Source organism: Mitsuokella sp. AF21-1AC (genome assembly GCF_003458855.1).
Taxonomy (GTDB): Bacteria; Bacillota; Negativicutes; order Selenomonadales; family Selenomonadaceae; genus Mitsuokella.
This window is the reverse complement of the sequence record NZ_QRVW01000007.1, coordinates 71048-93669: the sequence shown is the minus strand read 5'-3', so window position 1 is coordinate 93669 and position 22622 is coordinate 71048. Positions and strand designations below refer to the sequence as shown.

Sequence of the window (22622 nt, the reverse complement as noted above, 5' to 3'; positions counted from 1 at the left end):
GCGGCATAAACAAAATGGCCCCTGCAAGAAGGGCCATCCTGTCGATAGGACTTGTGTGTATGTAAGGAGTGTATGAGTAATGGGATGGAGCTGAATGAGATCAGCCGTTCATGATGTCGATGCCGTGGCTTGTGCCGATGCGGTTGGCGCCGGCTGCCACCATGGCCTCGGCTTCCTGGCGGTCGCGTACACCGCCCGAAGCCTTGACGCCCATGTTCGGGCCTACCGTTTTGCGCATGAGCTTGACGTCTTCCACCGTGGCGCCCCACTTGGAGAAACCAGTCGAAGTCTTGACGAAGTCGGCACCGGCTTTCTTGGCGAGTTCACAGGCCTTGACCTTCTCGTCATCCGTCAGCAGGCAGGCTTCGATGATGACTTTCGTCGTCTTGCCCTGTGCAGCTTCGACAACAGCACGGATGTCATTTTCTACATAATCATATTCTCCATCCTTGAGGAAGCCAATTGGGATGACCGTGTCGACTTCATCCGCACCATCGGCAATGGCCTGTCTGGTTTCGAAGGCCTTGACGGAAGTCGGCGTAGCACCTTCCGGGAAGCCGATGACCGTGACGACATTGACGCCGGAACCAGCCAGTTCCTTATGAGCATAGGAAACCCAGATCGGGCTGATGCAGACGGAAGCGAAGTGATACTGTTTGGCTTCGGCAAGAATCTTGTCAATATCTTTCTTCTGAGCATCCGGCTGGAGATACGTGTGGTCAATGAATTTTGCAAGTTCCATTTTTATCCTCCTCAAAATGATGATCTATCGTTCTGACATGATTTATCATAACACCGGCGTGAACAAGTGTAAATATAAAAATGAACAAAATTTTATTTTACCCACAAAAATCCCGGCGCATGAGCAGTACGCCGGGTTTTTTGCTGTGTATTATATCTTAGGAGAGCTTTGCGCCTCATATTGAGGTGCTAACGAAAGCCTATAGATAATATAGCATATATGAGAATGAATATCAATACTTAAATAAATTATTTTTGTAAAAATAAAAGCCGCCCCGGTTCTGCTCAACCGGGGCGGCTCTCACGAATCATCGTTAGCAGTGAAAACTCTCCTTGACATTATTCTAGCACAGGTCAGCAGCCTTGTCTTGTGACCGAGTTCCAGAAAGAGGAGAAGCTCATAGTCAGTGGCGGTATCTTAATGATGGAACAGACGGATGTGCGTCATGGCCATCGTCATGTTGTATTTGTCGGCTGTCTCGATGACGTTGTCGTCACGGATGGAACCGCCGGTCTGAGCGACGTAGGTCACGCCGCTCTTGTGGGCGCGCTCGATGTTGTCGCCGAATGGGAAGAAGGCATCGGAGCCAAGAGAGACACCGGTCTCCTTCTGGAGCCAGGCTTTCTTCTGCTCGCGCGTGAAGACAGGCGGTTTTTCGGTGAAGACGCGCTTCCAGTCGTCCGTCTCGAGCAGGTCTTCCCATTCCTCGCCGATGTAGACGTCGATGGCATTGTCGCGGTCCGGGCGGCGGACTTCCGGCTTGAACGGGAGGCCAAGGACCTGCGGGCTCTGGCGCAGGAACCAGTTGTCCGCCTTCGTGCCGGCAAGGCGCGTGCAGTGGACGCGGCTCTGTTGGCCAGCGCCGATGCCGATGGCCTGTCCGTCCTTCGTGTAGCAGACGGAGTTGGACTGCGTGTATTTGAGCGTGATGAGGGCAATTAGGAGATCGCGCTTGGCGCTTTCCGGCAGATCATGATTCTTCGTCACGATGTCCTTGAGGCAGTCTTCCGTGATTTCGACATTGTTGCGTTTCTGTTCGAACGTGACGCCGAAGACCTGCTTGCGCTCGAGTTCTTCCGGCTGATAGGCAGGATCCATCTGCAGTATCAGGTACGTGCCTTTGCGCTTCGATTTGAGGATCTCGAGGGCTTCCGGCGAATACGACGGTGCAATGATGCCGTCCGATACTTCGCGCTTGAGGAAGGAAGCCGTCTGTGCGTCGCATTCGTCCGAGAGGGCGACGAAATCGCCGTAGGAGCTCATGCGGTCAGCACCGCGGGCACGGATGTAGGCCGTGGCAATCGGGGAGAGCTCCACGCCTTCGACGAAATAGACTTTCTCGAGGACCGGCGAAAGAGGAACGGCGACAGCAGCGCCAGCCGGGCTGACGTGCTTGAAAGAAGCGGCAGCCGGCAAGCCCGTGGCTTCCCGCAGCTCACGGACGAGCTGCCAGCTGTTCATGGCGTCAAGCAGGTTGATGTAGCCGGGACGGCCGTTGAGGACCTCGAAAGGCAGTTCCCCGTTTTCCATGAAAACGCGGGCTGGTTTCTGGTTCGGGTTGCACCCGTATTTGAGTTCCAGTTCTTTCATTTTGCTATTTGCTCCTTTTCACATACAAAAAAGCCGACACAAATCCAGGCTCTGCCCAGACGGTCGGCTCTTCTTCCCTGTGCTCCCTGTGGTCATCCACTTCCGTCAGTTGCACAGCATCTAACTAAAATCTATCATCCAGATGGAATTTTGTCAAGGTCTGAGCTGGTCCGAAAAAATAACCGGCATCCCTGTTTTCAAAGGGATTTTTATGGTATCATTAGGTGTAGTTAAACGTCATACGATGGCTTTCAGCCAGTCAATATGCTAGCTATTCTCAATTCAAGGGGGACTTCCATTATGTTGAAAAGCATTGCAGTCATGACCAGTGGCGGCGACAGCCCAGGAATGAATGCAGCGGCACGCGCGGTTGTACGTACTGCTTTATACGAAGGTGTCAAGGTCTGGGGTATCCGTGGAGGCTATCACGGTCTGCTCGAGCAGGATATGTTTGAGATGCAGTCCAAGGATGTCGGCGACATCATCCAGCGTGGCGGCACTTTCCTTGGTACGGCACGCTGCAAACGCTGGAAGACGCCGGAAGGCCGCATGATGGGCTATCAGAACCTCAAGGACCGCGGCATCGAAGGCCTCTGTGTCATCGGTGGTGACGGTTCTCTGCGCGGCGCATCCCTCCTGTCGAAGGAGACGGGCATGCCAATCGTCGGCCTGCCGGGCACGATCGATAACGATGTCTGGGGCTCTGACTACACGATTGGCTGTGATACGGCTGCCAACACGATTATCGATGCCATCAACAAGCTGCGCGATACGGCTTCGGCTCATCGCCGCGTCATTGTCCTCGAGGTCATGGGCCGCAACTGCGGCTGGCTCGCACTTGTTTCGGGCATTTCGGGCGGTGCGGAGTACATCCTGGTACCGGAAGAGGAGTACGATCTCGACGCCATCTGCGAAGACATGAAGGAAGCCTACAAGAAGGGCAAGCGTTACATTCTCGTCGTCGTGGCCGAGGGTGCCGGCAGCGGCCAGGAAATCGGCAAGCACATTGCCGAGAAGACGCAGCTCGATACGCGCGTATCGGTGCTCGGCCATATCCAGCGTGGGGGAGCTCCGTCGGTCATCGACCGCGTACGCGCCAGCCAGCTCGGCGAGCAGGCTGCTCTTGCACTGATTTCCGGTCTGTCGGATATCGTGTTCGGCTACAGCAAGGGCCGTGTCGTTTCGATCGACCTGCATGATGCCGTCAACAACAAGAAGGTTCTTGATCCGGACTATCTGCATCTCGCAAAGGTCCTGTTCTGATCGCAAGGATTTGCATAACGAAAGAGAAGCCCGCTTCCCATCCGTCATGGATGAGGAGGCGGGCTTCTTTTATACAGGGGATGTGACGATCGTGAGATGGCGGCGGGAGGGCTGCGCAACACTTCGCGAAGTCGGGCTGCTAAATCGATCTTTTTCCTTTTAAGGCAGCCTGCCAAAAGTGCGAAACGCGCTGCGCTTGAACGACGCACTTTTGACAGGAAGCTGGCAGGAAAAAAATCGATTCTTTACGCAGCGCGCCAACGCTTCGTTTTTGCGCAGCCCTCCCGCCGAAGGTTATGATATCCGCATCTTGAATAAGTAAGATTTATTCCGCTCCGACCATTTGTTTGGCGAGCTTGACGGCCTTTACGCCGTCGGCTGCGTAGGCGTCGGCACCGCAGGCATCGGCGTAGTCCTGGGTGACGGCGGCGCCGCCGATCATGACCTTCACGTCGAGCTGTTCATCCCGGAGTTTGGCGATGACTTTGTCAATCTGCGGCATCGTGGTCGTCATCAGTGCGGCGAGGCCGACGATGTCGGCCTGGTGTTCTTTAGCTGCCTGCACGATGGTATCGGCATCGACGTCCTTGCCGAGATCGATGACCTTGAAGCCGGAGTTGGCAAGCAGGGCTCCCGTGATGTTCTTGCCGAGGTCGTGGACATCGCCCTTGACCGTGGCAATGACGAAGGTGCCCTTGTCCGCTTCGGCACTGGCCGGGATGAGTTCCTTGAGCTTGTCGAAGGCGGCGCGCATGGTTTCTGCAGACAAGAGGACCTGCGGCAGGAACATGCGCCCGGAGCCGAAGTCTTCGCCGATTTCCGTCATGGCAGCGGTCAGGCCGTTTTCCGTGATCTCATTACCCGTCTTGCCCTCTTCGAGCGCCTTGATGACGAGGTCGACGATGATGTCTTTTTCGCCTTCGATGACGGCCTGCTTGATGGCCTCAAGGATTGGCAGGTTCGTCGTCTTCATCACGGCTGCTTTCTTGGGGACGGCGAGGTTGCTCTCGTCCTGACTGAAGGCCAGGCCGCAGGGATCGTCGCCGAGCAGGGCCGCACTGGCCTTGAGGGCTTTCTGCATGGATTCATCGTAGGGGTTCATGATTGGCGCATCGAGGCCGGCCACAAGGCACATGGCGAAGAAGGTGCTGTTGATGAGCGGCCGGTTCGGCAGGCCGAAGGAGATGTTGGAAAGGCCCATCGTGGAGGGGAAGCCCAGATGCTGGCGATAGAGATGCAGGGTACGCAGGACTTCGCGGCAGGCATTCTTGTCAGCCGATACGGTCATGACGAGGGCGTCGAGCAGGAAATCTCCGTCCTTGAGCCCGGCTTTCCGGGCGTTCTCGATGATGAACTGCACGGCCTTGAGGCGGTCGTCTGCCGTCTTGGGCACGCCGTCTTCGGTGATCGGCAGGCAGAGGATGGCAGCGCCGTATTTCTTGGCGAGCGGCAGGAAATCGCGGATGCGGGCATCCTCGGCGGAGACGGAGTTGATGAGCGCGCGGCCCGGATAGGCGCGCAGGCCGGCTTCGAGTGCTGCGGCGTCGTTCGTATCGATGGCGAGCGGTGCGTCGGTGAGCTGGGCAATCTCGGTTACAGCCTGCTTCATGGCTGTTACGGCATCGATGCCGGCAACGCCCATGTTGACGTCGAGAAGTCTGGCGCCGGCCTTCACCTGATTGACGGCTTCCTTCTTGACGGAGAGCAGCGATCCTTCGCGAATCTCGGCAGCGAGCTTCTTGCGGCCCGTCGGGTTGATGCGTTCGCCGATGAGGACGGTCGGCAGGTCTTTGTCGATGCAGACGGATTTGCTGCGGCTGGCCAGCCAGAGGCGCTGGGGGCGTGCGGCGCGTCTGGGTTCTTCACAGTCAGCGAGGGCTGAGGCGAGGGCGCGGATGTGCTCCGGCGTCGTGCCGCAGCAGCCGCCGAGGTAGGTGGCGCCGGCGGCGAGGAGCTTCGGTGCCCAGCTGCCGAAGTCCTCCGGTCCCATCGGGAAGTGCGTTTCGCCGTCGACGAGCTGCGGCATGCCGGCGTTCGGCTGTACGCTGATCGGACAGTCGCAGTTCTCGGCAAGTATTTTGACGATTGGCACGAGCTGTTCCGGTCCGAGTGAGCAGTTGACGCCGATGATGTCGGCGCCCATGGCCGAGAGGATGATGGCGGCGGACTGCGGGTCCGTGCCCGTGACGGTACGGCCGTCATCGCTGTAAGTCAGCTGGCAGATGACGGGGACGTTGGGCGCGACATCCTTGGCGGCGAGCAGCGCGGCGCGCATTTCCTGGATGTCGATGCAGGTTTCGATGATGAAGTAATCGACGCCGGCCTCGGCGAGAGCAGCGGCCTGCTCGTGGAAGCAGGCATAGGCTTCTTCAAAATCGAGATCGCCGAGCGGGCTGATGAAACGGCCCGTCGGGCCCATGGAGCCGGCAATCTTTGCTTTTTCGCCTGCCGCTTCCCGGGCAATCCGCACGGCGGCGGCGTTGAGCTCTGCCACGCGGTCCTCGAGGCCGTAATGGTCGAGTTTGAGGCGGCTCGCGCCGAAGGTATTCGTCTCGATGATGGTCGCACCGGCTTCGATATATGCGCGGTGGATACCAAGGACGACTTCCGGATGCTCGATGTTCATGAGCTCAGGGCAGCCGCCTGGTTTGAGCCCGCCGGCCTGCAGCATGGTGCCCATGGCACCGTCAAAGATATGGATCATGGTAACGCTCCTTATTGTTCATTCAGTTTCGCGGCTTATATATGTATTATTTTATAACCATACTATGTTAGTATGCATTATATGTCAAGAAAAATTCGTTCCTTTGCGTCATTTTATTTATCCCTGTCTGCGTGAAGGACAGTCTTTCTTGCCGCACGCAGCGCAGCCCCTGGCTTCGTGAGCATCTGCTTCCGGGGTGGTGTGCTTTTCTTCTTTATAAAGGCCGATGATGGCCGTGACGCTCTTGCGCGGCATGAGCATCTTGGACTCAGAAAGGGTGATGCCGATCGTCTCGCAGCGTGTCAGGCGGATGAGCTCAGGCTGCTGGTCGAGCGGCCAGTCGCCGTAGCCCGGACTGAAACGCCAGCGCATGCCATAGCCCTGTGCCGCCATCTTGGGTTTGATGGCCCGTTCCATGCCGTCGGCCAGCTGCTCGACGGCCGTGGTCGCTGCGGCATCGAGCAGCACGCTGGAGGCGTACTCACCATCGGCAAAGCGTTTCGTGACCATGTCCTCGATATCATCGCCGACCGTGACGGCCAGCAGGATGACCTTGTCGCAGCCGGCGAGATGCTTGCCGATTTTTGCGCCTTCGATGTGAAAGGGGGGATCGGCCAGGACTTCCTGCTTCTCGCAGTCGTAGTCGTAGAGCTGCCAGATACCCTGCGGCTTGGCGAGCAGGCGCGCATCCTGACAGGCCTCTTCAATGAGGGCTTCGTCGAAGTTCTTGGCACGCATGAGCCCTGCGTAGCGCCGGGTTTCCTTGGGATCAATCGTGAGCAGTGGGGCATTGTAGACGGGCATGAGAAAACCTCCTCAGGAAAATTTTTTATGTTGTTTCACGTGAAACAATAGCATTTTTCACCAATTCATTATATTATATGGTATAGGAAAAAATTGCCCATATGTATGGTAGCCACGTGCTGTGGCATTCGTCGTTTACAAATGTTACAATGTAACAATTATACTGATTCCGGGGTCTTTTTACAAGGAATAATGTATCGATATTCCTGACAGGCCGTGGTCTGGGGCAAATTCTAGGAAAGTGGTGAACTATGTGGCAAAAATCATTGCAGTAGCCAATCAGAAAGGCGGCGTCGGCAAGACGACGACTTCCGTCAACCTGGCGGCATGCCTGGCGGAGAAAGGCAAGAAAATCCTGCTGGTGGACTGTGATCCGCAGGGCAATGCCTCCAGTGGCTATGGCATCGATAAATCCGCGCTCGATACGACCATCTATCAGGTGATCATCGAGGGCACGCCGATTGAACAGGCGCTTGTACATACGGAATTCCAGGTGGATGTCCTGCCGGCCAATATCGAACTGGCGGGGGCTGAGGTAGAGCTCGTGGCAGCCATCTCGCGTGAGACGCGCCTCAAGCGGGCTCTCGATACCGTAGCCGGGGCTTACGATTACATCATCATCGACTGCCCGCCTTCGCTGGGGCTCCTGACGCTCAATTCCCTGGCAGCGGCGGATTCGGTGCTCATGCCGATTCAGTGCGAGTTCTATGCATTGGAAGGTGTCTCGCAGCTCATGAATACGATTGAGCTCGTGCGTTCCAATCTCAATGCCGGCCTGGAGGTCGAAGGCGTGCTCATGACGATGTACGATTCCCGCACGCGTCTGGCTGAGCAGGTCGTGGCCGAAGTACGGGAAACATTTGGGGAACTCGTCTACAAGACGATGATTCCGCGTACGGTGCGGCTCAGTGAAGCGCCGTCGTACGGCGAACCGATCATCTATTACGATAAGCGCTCCAAGGGTGCGGATACCTACCGCCAGCTGGCAGAAGAGGTGATGGCTCATGGCAAGTAAGGGGCATGGCGGCCTTGGCAAGGGACTGGGAGCCCTGCTCAAGGACCGCAAGATCACGCCGGCCAGAGATCAGGTGCAGGAAATCCCGGCAGCTGATATACAGGCCAACCGTTATCAGCCTCGTCAGGAATTTGATGAAGGGGCTCTCGAGGAGCTCCGCGCATCCATCCAGCATTACGGCATATTGCAGCCGCTCATCGTGCGCCGGCTGACTGAGCACGGCTATGAGCTCATAGCCGGGGAGCGCCGCCTGCGTGCGGCACGCCTGGCCGGCCTCGTGAAAGTGCCCGCGCTTGTGCGTGAGTACAATGATGCGGAGGTCAGTGAGATTGCCCTGATCGAGAACATCCAGCGTGAGAACCTCAATGCGATTGAGGAGGCGCGGGCGTACGAACGCCTCATGCAGGATTTCCATCTGACGCAGGAGGTCATTGCGCAGAAGATCGGCCGCAGCCGTTCACATGTTGCCAATTTCCTGCGGCTGCTGCGCCTGGCACCCGACATTCAGGATGATGTCGCGAGCGGCGATTTGTCGATGGGGCAGGCCAAGCCGCTGCTCGCGCTTGACGACATGGATTTGCAGCGTCAGGCTGCCGCGTTTATCCGCGAGCATGGCAGCTCAGCCCGGCAGGCCGAGGAACTCGTGCATAAGCTGCTTGAGAACCCGGCGTATCTTCAGTCCCTGTCTGGGGCGAAAGTAGAGCAGGCGGCGAATGACGGGCAGAGCGGGCGCAATCCGGACGCCTTCCTCGAAGCTGCGGCGAACCGTCTGGTCGAGGCCCTCGGCACGAGTGTGCACATTCGTCCGGGACGCAAAAAAAGCCGCATCGAGATCGAATTTTATTCAGAAGACGATCTGGAACGGCTGCTGGAACTCCTGACCAGGCAGGAGAATCCTCCTGCTCCGTCGGCCGGAGGACCAAAGGATTTCGTGGTTTGATCCATGATGTTTCACGTGAAACATCGTTGTTATACATTCTAAGGAGTTTTCAAGAAGAAAATGGATATTCAGGTAATCACCAAACTTGCACTCGATAATATCGTCGTAATCGTTGCGGCCCTGGGCATTCTGGCCCTGCTGCTGCTTTTGCTGACCATCAATCTCTACATGAAGGTCAATTACATGAAGAAGCGGTACCGCAAGATGATGACGGGCGCTGATGGGTCGAATCTGGAACGCATGCTGATCGGGCATATCAATGAGATGAAGGCCGTGGCTGAGGAGAATGAACGCATCAAGCAGGAAAATGAGCGCCTTGATGCCCTGCTGCAGCTGGCCATCACGCGTGTCAGCGTCGTGCGTTTCCGTGCGTTTGACGACATGGGCAGCGACCTCAGCTATGCGGTCGCTTTGCTGGATTCACACAACAACGGCGTCATCCTCACGAGTATTTTCGGCCGTGAGGATTCGCGCAGCTACGTCAAGCCTGTGGAGAACGGAACGTCCACGTATGCACTGATGGCAGAGGAACAGCAGGCTCTTGATGAGGCCATGGGGAAAGTTGCGGCAGAGGCCTGAATGGAAAAATAATGTTTTGAATTGGAATGAACCTTATGCTATAATAAAGCATAAGGTTCATTTTTCGTCATTTGATCAGTTGTAATCCAGGGAGAGTAAGGGTCCGTGGATTATTTTTGTTTTTGGAGGTTCGGTTTTTTGGATAACGATAATAAGGAAGAGAAACAGCCGGAACAGGCGGCTGCCGCTGAGAAGCAGAAGGCAGAGCAGCCGAAGGCAAAACCGAAGAAGAAGCAGACCATCTATACAATCAAGCTCATACCGGATGACAAGGGCGATGTCAAGAGCATCCGCCTTTCGGCACGCATGCTCAAGTACGGGGCAGCCTCGCTGGCCGCAGGTGCACTGCTGTTTGTCGGCGCCTTCAGCTATTCGGTTTACAGCACGTTCGTCAATCAGAATGGCGCTTCGGAAATCCGCGAGCTCCGGGAAGTCAACAATATCCAGCAGGAACAGCTGCTGCAGCTCTCGAAGAAGGCCAATGCGCTGCAGGACCAGCTCGATCAGCTGACGCAGCTGGAATCGGATTTGCGCCGCATGTCGGGCGCCGGCCCTGCAGAGGATGATGCCGGACAGATGGATAACAGCAGCGACGGCACGCATGATGGCCAGGGCGGCCCACATGTGACGCCGGATCTGGAGAATGTCAGCGCGGCACTCGACAATCTCGAGAAGGATGTCGCCAAGCGCCGCGAATCCCTGTTGGCCCTGCAGGAGCAGCTCAAGCAGCAGCAGGAGCAGTTGGGCATGGCCGCGGGTTCCTCGCTGCCGGGCATGACGACGATGGCCGGTGTATCCATCACGACGCCTTCCATCTGGCCGGCACGCGGCGATGTGAGCTCGCCGTTCGGCCTGCGCTGGAACGGTTCGGACTTCCATCCGGGCATCGATATCGCCAATGATATGGGCACGCCGATTGTTGCAACGGCGGATGGTGTCGTCACGACGGCCGGCTGGAATTCGGGCGGCTACGGCAATATGGTCGACATCGACCATGGCAATGGCATCATGACGCGTTACGGCCATGCGATGCAGGTCGTCGTCTCGGCCGGCCAGCATGTACGCCGCGGCCAGATCATTGCCTACATGGGCAGCACGGGGTTCTCGACGGGCCCGCACGTCCACTATGAAGTCCGTGTCAATGGTTCGCCGGTCAATCCGGTGGGTTATCTCTAAGCCATATCGGTTCTGGATTGACAGTGAATCCCGCACAAACTTGTTTGTTCGAGTTTGCGCGGGATTTTTTTGTATTCTTTTTCATACAAGTATAAACAAAAAAAAATAATTATGGGAAGCGTGGTATTCATGTATACATGTTACATTCCGGTTGACATAGCAAGTATACATTTTTATAATAGAAGTTACGTAACCCAATATGCATTGTAAAAATACATTTGTGTGTATATAGAAGGAGAGACCGCCATGTGTCGGATAGGTTCAATCAAGAGTAAAGTACCCATTCAGCCATCCAAGGCACTTCACCTGATGCTGCCGCAGCAGGAAGGGCACGACAATTCTGGTTTCGCCATGGTCATGCAGGACCTGTACGGAATCTTTTCCAATTATAAGGACAAGCCGCTGCTGTCGCTGGCTTGCACGCAGCGCGGCGCGCAGCTCGTGGAGGAGTATATGGATGCCCATAACTTCATCCAGCTGGCCGAGTGGATCCCGGTGCCGGATAAACGTCCGGGCCTTGATATCAAGGCGATGCCGTACTACATCTTCCGCAATTACGATTATCCGGAGGATGCCGAACACATGACGAAGGAGCAGAAGGAAGACCTGCTGCTCGATACGCGCCTGGCACTGCGCAAGCTGCTCGAGAAAGAGGATGCCGGCTTTGTTTATTCCTTCTGGCCGGATGTGCTGACGCTCAAGGAGATCGGCGATCCGCGCGATATCGCGACGTATTTCCATCTCTGGGACGACAATGGCTGCCTCGTGGCGAAATCCATCGTGGCCCAGTGCCGTCAGAACACGAACTACGACATCGTCCGCTATGCGGCGCATCCGTTCTTCCTGCAGGGCTACACGCTCTGCGCCAACGGTGAGAATACGTTCTACACGAAGAACAAGGAATTCCAGAAATCCCTGCACCGCGGCTACATCGGCTTTGAGTCCGATTCCCAGTGCTTCCTCAATACGCTCCATTACGTCCATCACGAACTCAAGTGGCCGCTGACGTATTACAAGCACGTCATCACGCCGCTGCCGTTCGAGGAGATCGCCGAGCGTCCCGACAAGGATGTGCTCATCGCGATCCGTCAGAGCCTCGCGAACCTCGAGATCAACGGCCCGAACACCATCATCGGCGTCCTGCCGGACATGAAGATGATTACCTGCTGCGATTCCAAGAAGCTGCGCCCCGTCGTGGTCGGACGCACGGATGATATGGTAGCCATCTCGTCGGAGGTCTGCGGCCTCAATGAAATCATGCCGGATCGTGACCAGACGCAGGATATCTATCCGAATGAACGTGAAATCGTCGTCATCGACAATGACCTGGAGGTACAGAGATGGAAGCAGTAAAGACTCAGGATGTGGGCGTCAACGATCTGCCCTGGAAAATAGAATACGATCCCTCGCGTTGTACGATGTGCGGCAGCTGCGTGGCCAGCTGTTCCTTCAAATCCATCAAGGTCAGCGTGGAGCGCCGCGACATGACCATTTCGGAGAGCACGCAGCCGGAGCCAAAGCATTTGCATGCGGCCCGTCCGGTCATCAAGCAGGTGGCGAGCCTCACGGATTTCTGCCGTGGCTGCGGCATCTGCGAGAAGGTCTGCCCGAACAATGCCATTCGCCCCGTGCGCAACCCGGATACGAGAAAGACGCTGCTCTCGAAGGATCATGGCCCCATCAAGCGCGGCGGCCGCACGAACCTCAATGCACAGCGCACGCTCGATTCCATCGTCGTCGGCCGCATCTCGCAGATGACGGACCCGTCGCTCGATGCTGCGCGCCATACCTTTGATATCCGCTCGCCGTTCGGTCGCGTGCTCTCGGCCAAGGAACTGCCGTTTGCCATCAAGGATGGCAAGCTCGTCGAGACGAAACACACGCCGCCGGTTCACTGGATCTACCCGTTGATTTTCTCGGATATGTCCATCGGTGCTCTCTCGACGCGCGCCTGGGAGGCCGTGGCTCTCGCCGTCGGCTACCTCAATGAGAAATGCGGCCTGCCGGTACGCATGAGCTCTGGTGAAGGCGGCATGCCGGTAAAACTCCTCGAATCGGATTACCTCAAATACTTCATCATCCAGATCGCATCCGGTCACTTCGGCTGGAACCGCATCATCAAGGCCATGCCGCACATGAAGACGGATCCTGCCGGCATCCTCATCAAGATTGGCCAGGGTGCAAAACCGGGTGATGGCGGCCTGCTGCCGGAGGCAAAGGTGGCCGAGCATGTCCAGGCCATCCGCGGTGTACCGAAGGCGACGCTCGCTTCGCCGCCGAACCATCAGGGCCTGTACTCCATCGAGGAATCCGTCCAGAAGATGCATCTCTCGATGAATGCGGCCTTCGGCTTCCGTGTGCCGGTTGCCATCAAGTGCGCGGCTTCGGCCACGTCGGTATCGGTCTACAACAATCTGCTGCGCGATCCGTACAAGATCTGCGGCGGCTTCTTCATCGACGGCATCCAGGGCGGCACGGGCGCGGCCAACGAAGTCTCGCTCGACCATACAGGCCATCCGGTCGTCTCGAAGATCCGCGACTGCTATCTCGCAGCCGTCAAGCAGGGCCTGCAGGGACAGATTCCCCTCTACGGCGGCGGCGGTATCGGCATGACGGGCAATGCCGCAGCTGATGCCTTCAAGATGATGTGCCTCGGTGCCAACGGCGTCTTCGTCGGCAAGATCCTCATCCAGCTCCTCGGCTGCATCGGCAATGAGCAGGGCCGCTGCAATTCCTGCAATACGGGCAAGTGCCCGATGGGCATCTGCTCGCAGGATCCGCGTCTCGTCAAGCGCCTTGACATCGACCGCGGTGCACAGAAAATCGTCGATTACGTACTGGCCTTCGACGCCGAGCTCAAGAAACTCATGGCGCCAATCGGCAACAGCTCGCTGCCAATCGGCCGCAGCGATGCGCTCGTTTCCACGGACAAGGCCGTGGCGGACAAGCTTGGTATCCAGTACGTTTGCTGATAGCAGGAGGAGAGCTTAATGTTTAAGATAGACACCATGAAAGGGCATGAACGCATGTCCACCCAGGACCTGCTCCTGGCCATCGGCGAAGCCGTCAAGCAGGGCGAGACGGACTTTGAGATCAAGGCTTCCGGTCAGCACGACATCGGCGGTCCGCTCTGGCATCCGGAAGGCAAGAAGCTGCACTTCCATGTCTGGAACGCCGGCCAGCGTGCCGGCTCCATGTGCCTGCCGGGCACGGAAATCATCATCGAGGAATCGACCTCAGCCGATGTCGGCTGGCTCAACGCCGGGGGTATCATTACGGTACGTGGCGATGCCGGCGATACGGCAGGTCACTGCTCCTCGGGCGGCAAGATCTTTATCGGCGGCCGCGGCGGCACGCGTACGGGTTCCCTGATGAAGCACGATCCGCTCTATGAGGAGCCGGAACTCTGGATCCTCAAGAATGTCGGCTCGTTCTCCTTCGAGTTCATGGGTGGCGGCAAGGCCGTCGTCTGCGGCTACGACAGCGAGCAGTTCGAGTCCGTACTCGGCGAGCGCGCCTGTGTCGGCATGGTCGGCGGCGTCGTCTACGTGCGCGGCCCGATCGGCACGCATCCGGCCGACATCATCTGCTCGGACCTTGACGATGACGACATTGCCTTCCTCGCAGGCGGCATGGAGGATTTCCTCGCGCATATCGAGCGTCCGGAACTCCTGAAGGAGCTGACGGACTGGAGCCAGTGGCACAAGCTGCGCCCGCTGACGGCTGCTGAGCGCAAGCCGAAGGCAGCGCCGGATCTCCACGCTTTCCGCCTCAAGGAATGGGTCAAGGGCGGCATTTTCTCGGATGTCGCACACGATGATTTCGAGGTTCACAATACGATCTGCACGGGCCTTTACCGTCTGCGCGTGCCGAGCTGGGACAATGCGAAATTCGCGGCACCCTGCGAATTCAACTGCCCGACGGGCATCCCGACGCAGCGCCGCTACGATCTCATCCGCATGGGCCGCCTCGAAGAGGCCATCCAGCTTGAGCTCGATTACACGCCGTTCCCCGGCTCGGTCTGCGGCTCGGTCTGCCCGAATCCCTGCATGGATGCCTGCACGCGCGGCACGATTGATGAGCCCATCCAGATCGGTGACCTCGGCTACAGCTCCGCCTTTGCCAAGGTGGAACCGCCGAAGACGAAGACCGGCAAGAAGATCGGCATCATCGGCGGCGGCGTCGCCGGCCTCTCGACGGCCTGGCAGCTCGCCCGCAAGGGCCATGAGGTCACGGTCTACGACGATGCTGACCACATTGGCGGCAAGCTCGAACAGGTCATCCCGCGTGGCCGTCTCTCACACGAATTGCTCGAATCCGAGCTCAAGCGCATTGAGAGCGTCGGCGTCAAATTTGTTCCGGGCTGCAAGGTAGACCGTGAGAAATTTGACAAGATCCGCGAGAGCAGCGATGCTGTCGTCGTCGCTACGGGCGGCACGAAATCCCGCTTCTTCCCGTGGGAGGGCGTGGAGCATCTGACGATGGGCCTCGAGTACCTCAAGGCCATCAACCGCGGCGAGCACCCGAAAACGGGAAGGAAGGTCGTCGTCATCGGCGCCGGCAACTCCGGCATGGATACGTGCCGCGGCGCCTATGAGATGGGCGCGGAATCCGTCATCGCCGTCGATGTCCAGAAGCCGGCGGCGTTTGCCAAGGAAATCGCTTATTTCGAGGGACTTGGCGGCAAGATCGTCTGGCCGTTCTTCACGAGCAGGATCACGCCCGAGGGCGTATATGGCAATGACGGCCGCTTCATCGAAGCGGACCAGGTCATCGTCTCCATCGGTGAGGAGCCGGTCCTCGACTTCCTGCCGGAGGATGAGGGCATCGAATACTTCCGCAAGAGCTGGCTTGTGCCGAAGAAAGACCTTTCCATCATGGACGGCGTCTTCACGGCCGGTGATACGATCAAGCCGGGCCGCCTGACGGATGCGATCGGCAGCGGCCGCAAGGCCGCCTGGTTCGTTGACCAGTACGTCATGGGCAAGCCTGCCCAGCCGTTCCCTGAGAAGCCGCAAATCCCTGCAGAGCGCCTTTCCAAGGCGTATTTCGATAAATGCCATCACTGCCTGCTCGGCGACCCCGTCAGCGATCATACGCGCTGCGTGAGCTGCGGTACCTGCCGTGACTGCAAGATGTGCCTCGAGTCCTGCCCGGAGAAGGCCATCACGCGTGTCGAGAAGGAAGACGGCTCGTGGGAGTACGTGTCCGACCCGAACCGCTGCATCGGCTGCGGCATCTGTGCCGGTGTCTGCCCCTGCGGTGTCTGGACAATCCAGGACAATCCGGAAAAGATCCCGATGTACTCCACGGGCGCCAAAGCCTGAGGCATATCGGAGCACATGCAATAAAAAATCAGCCTTTCCGCTGCGAAGTGGAAAGGCTGATTTTGTTTCACGTGAAACATCTGTAAAACATCTGCGCCTGGCTGTCAGGCATTCCTGCCATGGATACCGGTCAGGCGGATTTCTTTCTGTGCCGCATCCATATCCTTGAACTCGCGCATCCTGCTGGTGAGCAGGAAGATGCCGAAGAGCAGGGCCGTGATATCGGCAGCCGGTACGGCGAGCCAGACGCCGGAGAGCCCGAACATCCGGGGCAGGGTCAAAAGGAAGAAGACGATGCCGAGCAGGTTGCGGGCAAACGACATCAGCGCGGATGTGCGGCCGTCTGAGATGGCCGTGAAGAAGCCGGAGATGAAGAGGTTGAACCCGCAGAGCAGGAACGTGAAGGAGAAGAGCGCAAAGCCCTGGCGCGTGAGCTCGCAGACGTGGCCGCCCTGCGGCAGGAACAGCGAGACGAGCGGCTCAGCAAGCAGATGCGAGAGGCTGAAGGAGAGCAGCGCACCGCCCGCGATGATCGTCAGGCTCAGGCGGACGAGGCGGCGCAGCTCCTTAAAGTCCCGCGCACCGAAGCGGTAGGAGAAAATCGGGGCGACGCCGTTCGTAAAGCCCATGTAGACGGCTGTCAGCAGCATCTCGGCATAGAGGATGACGGAGATGGCCGCGACGCCGTCGGCGCCGGCATAGCGGAAGGTCAGGATGTTGAACAGGAAGGTCGTGATGCCGACCGAGAGCTGCGTGATGAGTTCTGAGCTGCCGTTGTACATGGCCTGCCCGAGTGCGGACCATTCCATGCGCGGGCGCGCGAAATGCAGGATGCGGCTGTAACGCTGGAAGTAGATCAGTCCGATGGCAGCCGCCAGCACGTCGGCAAGGCCGGTTGCCAGTCCGGCGCCCATTACGCCGAGGCCGAGATGGGCGAGGAACAGGTAATCGAGCCCGGCATTGGTCAGGCCGGCGAGTACGGAGACGATGAATCCCTGGCTGGGGCGGCCGTCTGCGATGAAGAAGGCATTGAAGAGAATCATGAGCGCAGCGAACGGGAAGAACGGCAGGAGCGCGTAGAGATAGCTGCGGCAGTCGTTGAGGAGTTCGGCGGAGGAACCGAGCAGGAAGAGAAGACTGTCTCCTGCGGCAAAGGCCAGCAGCGCCAGTACGCCTGAGAAGACGGCCGTGGCGATGGTGAGCATGGTGAAGCGCCGCCGCGCGGCCTCAGGCTCGCCTTCGCCGAGATTCTTGGCGACGAGGGCAGAACCGCCTGAGGCCAGCATGATGGCCAGCCCCAGTACGAGATTGATGGCCGGGTAGACGATATTGGAGGCGGCGAGCGCGTCGCTGCCGGCATAGCGGCCGATGAAGATGCCATTGGTCACGGTATAGAGGGAGATGATGATCATCATGCCGATGGACGGTGCTGCAAAGCGCAGCAGAGATTTCAAAGTGAAGTGACGTCCCAGCGGTGATGCGGTTGCAAGAATTTGTGACATGATATCGCAGTCCTTTCTGGTGAATGAAGCTTATGTAAGCTTGTGCTATAATTATCGTAAAGTATCCAGCAACTGTAATGTCAATAGGGAGGTAAAAAATGACGCATAAGATGGGGTTTCGCACGGGAGAATTCGCCAGGATCTGCGGCGTCAACAAGCGCACGCTGCATTACTATGATGAACAGGGGATCTTCTCGCCGGATCATGTGGAGGAAAACGGCTATCGCAGTTATGCCGTGCGGCAGCTCTATCCGTTTATCATGATCCGCATGCTGCGCCAGATGGGGCTTGATTTGTCAGAAATCAAGAGCTATATGGCCGCGCGCAGTCCCGAGCGGCTCGAGAAGCTGCTGGCCAGTCAGGAGGAATGGCTGCAGCAGGAACTGCGGCGCCTGCAGGACATGAAGCGCATGGTGGAAAATCAGCGTGCCATACTCGCACATGCCCGCTCGATTGTCTGCGACCGGGTGATGGAGGAGGAGATGTCCGCCATGCCGCTTGTCTATTCGTCACCCGTGCGCGCTGCCATGGCCGCAGAGGACTGGAATGGCGTCGAGCGCATCATCATGGAGCATATGCGCTATATCCTTACGAACGGGCTCAACACAGGCTATGGCTTTGGTGCACTGGTGGCCCGGGACGATTTCCTGGCGCCGGGACAGGAAACGCTCATCACGCGGTTTTTCACGCTTACGGACAAAAGCCTGGAGCATGTTCCGGCAGAAATTGCCGCCGTGCGTTCGGCGGGCCGCTACCTCGTGACGTATTTCAAAGGCGATTATATGGATACATCTGCTGCTTACGGCCGCCTGCGCGCTTATCTGGCTGCGCATCCGGAGATTTCTCCCGGTCCATATTCGTATGAAGAAAGCATCCTCGAGGATCTCAGCACGGCGGATCCGGACGAATATATCACGCGCATTGCCGTACCAGTTCTGCCATAATGAAAGGTCTGCTTGTTTTTCATGCGGCACACTGTTATGATAAAAGAAAGACAAGTATATTTTTTATATCTGAATAGTATAAATATCATATTTTAAAAATATGAAGGCGAGGATATATGGATTTAAAACAACTTCATTATTTCCTGACAATCGTGGAAGAACGGCAGATCACGGCAGCGGCCAGGAAGCTGCATATGGCGCAGCCGCCGCTCAGCAATCAGATGAAACTCCTGGAGTCTGAGCTTGGCATGAAGCTCTTTGAACGGGGCCCGCATCACATCGAGCTGACGGATGCCGGGCGCATGCTGGCCCGCCGCGCGCGGCAGCTTCTGGATATGGCGGATACAACCAGGCGCGAGATCGATGATCTGCGGCGGGGACTCAGCGGCACGCTGACGCTGGGCACGGTATCGTCCTCGGGCAATATCCTGCTGAGCCCCGGCATGCAGAAATTCCGTCAGGCATACCCGGGCATCCATTTCGAGATTTACGATGGCAATACGTATCAGCTCATCGACATGCTGGAAAAGGGCATCATTGAAATCGGCATTGTCCGCACGCCGTTCAACGCTGCGCGCTTCAACTGCCGCTACCGCCGCCCGGAGCCCATGATCGCGGCGATGGCCGCGGCGCTTGACTGGGCGCCGGAGCGCGACGTCATCGCGCTTCACGAGCTGGCGGCCAAGCCGCTGATCGTCTACCGCCGTTTCCATCAACTGATCCAGGATGCATGCGCGGCGCATGACTTTTCTCCTGATATTTACTGCCGCAATGATGATGCGCGCACGACCATCCTCTGGGCGAATGCCGGGCTTGGCGTGGCCATTGCGCCGGCTGGAGCCGTGGATCTCGCCGCGCATGAGAACCTGCACATCAAGCGGATTGAGGAGCCCGCGCTCAGAACGAGGCTGGCGGCCATATGGCCGCGCGACAAATACCTCTCTTCGCTGGCCGAGCGCTTCCTGGCACAGTTTTAACAGAAATCCAACAGCCATCTAAGCCGAATGCAAGGCGGCTCCCGTATACTGCAATCATCAAAAGAGAACACACTCTCGTTACAAGAAAGGGAGAGATTATCATGATGAAGTGGAAAAAAGGGATTGCCGCCGTACTGGTCGGCATCATGAGCTTTGGCATCCTGAGTACGACGCTTTCGGCCTCGGCAGAGGCTGCCAGCCACCGCAACTACGATCCGCCGCGCATTGAGCAGGATCATGACCGCGACCTGCATAAGCCGCAGCCGCCGAAGCGCACGCACCGCAAGGAGACGAAAAAGAGCTACTCCACGGGTGAAATGGCAACGGCTGCCGTTGTCGGCGCTGTCGTCGGCGCTGTCCTTGCCAAGAACACCTGACGGGCAGGATAGCCGCAGAGAACAAAACGCCGCTTTTGACGGCAAAGATGATCATGCATTTGGATTGAGAGGGTTTGATATGATGAAAGAGAAGCGTTGGCAGAAGGGCCTGACGATGATGATGGCGGGTTTCATGGCATTGGGGGTGGCAAGCACGTCGTTTGCGGCATCGGCAAAGGATGCAGGACGTGAGCCGGCGGATTACAATCAGCAGATCCAGAAGGATCCGCAGATTCAGCCGAACCAGACCAGCGATAAAAACGATAAAAATAAATCGGCAGCGCAGAAGGAAAAAGCTCCGGCTGTGGAGAATAACAAGAATACGACAAAGAATCCGGTCCCGGAGCGCAATGCGCAGCAGAATGCCAAGGCGCCGGCTCGGAATGATGCCAAGAATCCGGCTCCGGAGGAAGTTGCTTCTTCCAAGGACAAGAAGGCAGCGAATGTAGTCAGGAACGCGCAGAAAGAGGCAACGACGGCCGCTGTCATCAAGCCGGCTGCCGGTCTTCTTTCCTGAATGAATCGGCTCCGATGAGCCGCCAAGTGACATTGCATATAGAGAATTAAAAACCGCTATTCCGGAAAGGACGGCGGTTTTCTTTTTTGTTGACAAGGAAGGATGGGGATACTATGAGTTTGAAACGTTACGTATTGACGATGCTGGCCGTCAGCGCCCTGACCGTGCCGTTTGCGCCGGGGATCAGCCAGGCTGCGGCGGCAGATGCCTCGGTGCAGGCCGTGCCGGCCGCTGCCGTGGCGAAGACGGCCGTACAGGAGACGAGCGTTGCTGCCGCGACGACAAAGACGGCTGCGGCCGCCAAGCAGAAGACGTACAGCCTGAAATTCGATAAGAATGCCTATACGAAGGAAACGCTGAAGCTAAATGGCGAAGATGTCGCGTTTCGCGCTTACCGCAACATCGTTTACGTATCGAAACCGGCTTCCGTGGAAGCAGAATCGATGAGCATCTTCATCCCCGAGGCTTATTTCAAGGCTGGCGGTACGGTCAACGGCTATACGAAAAAGACGGCCCCGATTTTCCTGCCGAATGGCGTGGGCGGCTACATGCCGGGCGAGATCAAGGAGCCGAGCGCCAATGACCGTATGAGCGGCGGCGCCAATGCATCGCTCGTCGCGCTCTCCAAGGGGTATGTTGTCGCCGCACCTGCAATCCGCGGCCGTACGACGGTGGGGACGGACGGCACGACGTATGTCGGCAAGGCACCGGCGCTGATCGTCGATTACAAGGCGGCTGTGCGCTACCTGCGCTACAACAAGGGACGCCTGCCGGCCGGCGATACGGAAAAGATCATCTCAAACGGCACGAGTGCCGGCGGTGCGCTCTCAGCCCTGCTGGGCGCAACGGGCAACAGCCGGGATTATGATGCGGAGCTCAAGGCAATCGGTGCGGCCAGTGAGCGTGATGATATCTTCGCTTCTCAGGATTACTGTCCGATTACCGACCTCGACCATGCGGACATGGCCTATGAGTGGATGTTCAATGGCGTCAACGAGGCCTATCAGAGCAGCGGCGTCATGATGCCGCTGATGAAACCGGGTGCAGGAACGAACATGGATGGTGCCGATGGCAAGCTGCCGCCGCTGGGAGCCATGCCGGAGGCAGGTGACGGAGCAACGGATACCGTGACGAACCGTCCGGACAATGCGCCGACGGAGACGGCCGCCGCCACGCCGCTCACCGATGCGCAGAAGGTGGCGTCGGGCCAGCTCAAGGCGCTCTACCCGGCGTACATCAACAGCCTGAACCTCAAGGATGCCGATGGCGAGGCTCTGACGCTCGAGAAGGACGGCACGGGCAGCTTTGCTGACTACATCAAGTCCATTTATGCGGCTTCTGCACAGACGGCGCTCGATGCCGGTGAGGATCTTTCTGACCTTGACTGGCTGACCATTGAAGACGGCAAGGTCGTAGACGTCGATCTCACGAAGTATGCGCCATGGGCAACGCGGCTCAAGGCCACGCCTGCCTTTGACAAATTCGACCTGAGCTCGGGTGAGAACGATGAATTCGGCACGACGGCGAATGAGCCGCGCGACTTCACGGGCTTCTCGCTGACGCGCACCACGAAGCCCGGCACGAAGCTGGCCCCGTGGGAGGACATCAAGCGCCTGAACCCGCTCTACTATATCGGTCAGAAAGGCGTGACGGTTGCCCCGCACTGGCGCATCCGCCACGGCGCGAAGGACCGCGATACCTGCCTGGCCGTGCCGGCGGTACTGGCGCTCAAGCTGCAGAATGCCGGCTATGATGTCAACTTTGCCTCGCCGTGGGGCAAGGGTCATGCAGGCGATTACGACCTCGACGAACTCTTCGCCTGGGCCGACCAGATCTGCAAAGCCGGCAGCAAAAAATAAAGAGCTGCTGCACACATATGTTGAGAAAAGCACTCGCTGAACAAGCGGGTGTTTTTTATGCTGCAACGGCGGATAAAAGAGAATATTGTCTTTTCATGACAAAAAGTCGCCCTTTCGTGCCATTTTGCTCCACGCGTTTTTTTAGCGGTTTATGATGATTCTACAAGAAGACGAAAAGAGCAAATTCATCTGAGATAAAACAAGAATCCACGGACAACGGGAGGCTCAGAAGATGAAAAAAAGGAACCATGAAATGATGAAATGCGGTTATCTGTCCAGCAGGGGGGGGACAGTATAAAAAATACG

At 57.6% G+C, this 22622-nt stretch carries 18 protein-coding genes and 1 riboswitch; of the genes, 13 read left to right on the top strand and 5 right to left on the bottom strand.

The features are described 5' to 3' along the window. Positions 1-100: 100 nt before the first annotated feature. Together deoC and DWX75_RS04130 are read right to left on the bottom strand one after the other, a co-directional pair. On the bottom strand, positions 101-742 hold the full coding sequence (deoC, locus tag DWX75_RS04135) for a deoxyribose-phosphate aldolase (protein WP_118015074.1): 642 nt from the start codon (positions 740-742) through the stop codon (positions 101-103). Positions 743-1159: 417 nt separating this feature from the next. After that, positions 1160-2332: a phosphoribosylaminoimidazolecarboxamide formyltransferase gene (locus DWX75_RS04130; protein WP_118015073.1), complete on the bottom strand. Its 1173-nt coding sequence runs from the start codon at positions 2330-2332 to the stop codon at positions 1160-1162. 46 nt (positions 2333-2378) lie between these two features. Then, positions 2379-2455: riboswitch (ZMP/ZTP riboswitch) on the bottom strand. A gap of 177 nt (positions 2456-2632) precedes the next feature. Here DWX75_RS04130 and pfkA point away from each other — a divergent pair. Further along, positions 2633-3595: a 6-phosphofructokinase gene (gene pfkA, locus DWX75_RS04125; protein ID WP_118015072.1), complete on the top strand. Its 963-nt coding sequence runs from the start codon at positions 2633-2635 to the stop codon at positions 3593-3595. Positions 3596-3920: 325 nt separating this feature from the next. Here the strand turns inward: pfkA and DWX75_RS04120 are convergent, their stop codons facing one another. Continuing rightward, positions 3921-6299: a homocysteine S-methyltransferase family protein gene (locus DWX75_RS04120; protein ID WP_118015071.1), complete on the bottom strand. Its 2379-nt coding sequence runs from the start codon at positions 6297-6299 to the stop codon at positions 3921-3923. 117 nt (positions 6300-6416) lie between these two features. Continuing rightward, positions 6417-7103, bottom strand: a complete 687-nt coding sequence (locus DWX75_RS04115; RefSeq protein ID WP_118015070.1) for a vitamin B12 dependent-methionine synthase activation domain-containing protein — start codon at positions 7101-7103, stop codon at positions 6417-6419. Positions 7104-7347: 244 nt separating this feature from the next. Here DWX75_RS04115 and DWX75_RS04110 point away from each other — a divergent pair, with 244 nt between their 5' ends. The 7 genes from DWX75_RS04110 (at position 7348) to DWX75_RS04080 (ending at position 16140) form a co-directional block, all read left to right on the top strand. After that, a complete protein-coding gene (locus tag DWX75_RS04110; RefSeq protein WP_298465507.1) occupies positions 7348-8118 on the top strand; it encodes a ParA family protein in 771 nt (256 codons plus the stop codon). Beyond that, a complete protein-coding gene (locus tag DWX75_RS04105) occupies positions 8108-9058 on the top strand; it encodes a ParB/RepB/Spo0J family partition protein (protein ID WP_118015068.1) in 951 nt (316 codons plus the stop codon). The genes DWX75_RS04110 and DWX75_RS04105 overlap by 11 nt, the downstream gene beginning before the upstream one ends. Before the next feature lie 60 nt (positions 9059-9118). Further along, positions 9119-9637 carry a DUF4446 family protein gene (locus tag DWX75_RS04100; RefSeq protein WP_118015067.1) on the top strand — a complete coding sequence of 173 codons (519 nt, stop codon included), beginning with the start codon at positions 9119-9121 and terminating at the stop codon, positions 9635-9637. A gap of 138 nt (positions 9638-9775) precedes the next feature. After that, a complete protein-coding gene (locus DWX75_RS04095; RefSeq protein WP_369974329.1) occupies positions 9776-10813 on the top strand; it encodes a peptidoglycan DD-metalloendopeptidase family protein in 1038 nt (345 codons plus the stop codon). A gap of 246 nt (positions 10814-11059) precedes the next feature. Continuing rightward, positions 11060-12166 carry a glutamate synthase gene (locus DWX75_RS04090; protein ID WP_118015066.1) on the top strand — a complete coding sequence of 369 codons (1107 nt, stop codon included), beginning with the start codon at positions 11060-11062 and terminating at the stop codon, positions 12164-12166. Beyond that, positions 12154-13785: a glutamate synthase-related protein gene (locus tag DWX75_RS04085; RefSeq protein ID WP_118015065.1), complete on the top strand. Its 1632-nt coding sequence runs from the start codon at positions 12154-12156 to the stop codon at positions 13783-13785. Before DWX75_RS04090 ends, DWX75_RS04085 begins: the two co-directional genes overlap by 13 nt. Positions 13786-13803: 18 nt before the next feature. Next, a complete protein-coding gene (locus DWX75_RS04080; protein WP_118015064.1) occupies positions 13804-16140 on the top strand; it encodes an FAD-dependent oxidoreductase in 2337 nt (778 codons plus the stop codon). Positions 16141-16244: 104 nt separating this feature from the next. On the opposite strand, the gene DWX75_RS04075 is transcribed toward DWX75_RS04080, so the two are convergent. Next, positions 16245-17642 carry an MATE family efflux transporter gene (locus DWX75_RS04075; protein WP_118015063.1) on the bottom strand — a complete coding sequence of 466 codons (1398 nt, stop codon included), beginning with the start codon at positions 17640-17642 and terminating at the stop codon, positions 16245-16247. A gap of 98 nt (positions 17643-17740) precedes the next feature. Here DWX75_RS04075 and DWX75_RS04070 point away from each other — a divergent pair, with 98 nt between their 5' ends. From DWX75_RS04070 to DWX75_RS04050, 5 genes are all read left to right on the top strand, one after another. Then, positions 17741-18586 carry a MerR family transcriptional regulator gene (locus DWX75_RS04070; RefSeq protein ID WP_118015062.1) on the top strand — a complete coding sequence of 282 codons (846 nt, stop codon included), beginning with the start codon at positions 17741-17743 and terminating at the stop codon, positions 18584-18586. Positions 18587-18702: 116 nt separating this feature from the next. After that, positions 18703-19563, top strand: coding sequence for a LysR family transcriptional regulator (locus DWX75_RS04065; protein WP_118015061.1), 861 nt, complete (start codon positions 18703-18705; stop codon positions 19561-19563). A 101-nt stretch (positions 19564-19664) separates the two neighbouring features. Next, positions 19665-19940 (top strand): hypothetical protein, encoded by a 276-nt coding sequence (locus DWX75_RS04060; RefSeq protein WP_118015060.1) that lies wholly within the window; start codon positions 19665-19667, stop codon positions 19938-19940. Between the two features lie 79 nt (positions 19941-20019). Further along, on the top strand, positions 20020-20457 hold the full coding sequence (locus DWX75_RS04055) for a hypothetical protein (protein ID WP_118015059.1): 438 nt from the start codon (positions 20020-20022) through the stop codon (positions 20455-20457). A 113-nt stretch (positions 20458-20570) separates the two neighbouring features. Continuing rightward, positions 20571-22316 (top strand): subtype B tannase, encoded by a 1746-nt coding sequence (locus DWX75_RS04050; RefSeq protein WP_233519463.1) that lies wholly within the window; start codon positions 20571-20573, stop codon positions 22314-22316. Positions 22317-22622: the final 306 nt, after the last annotated feature.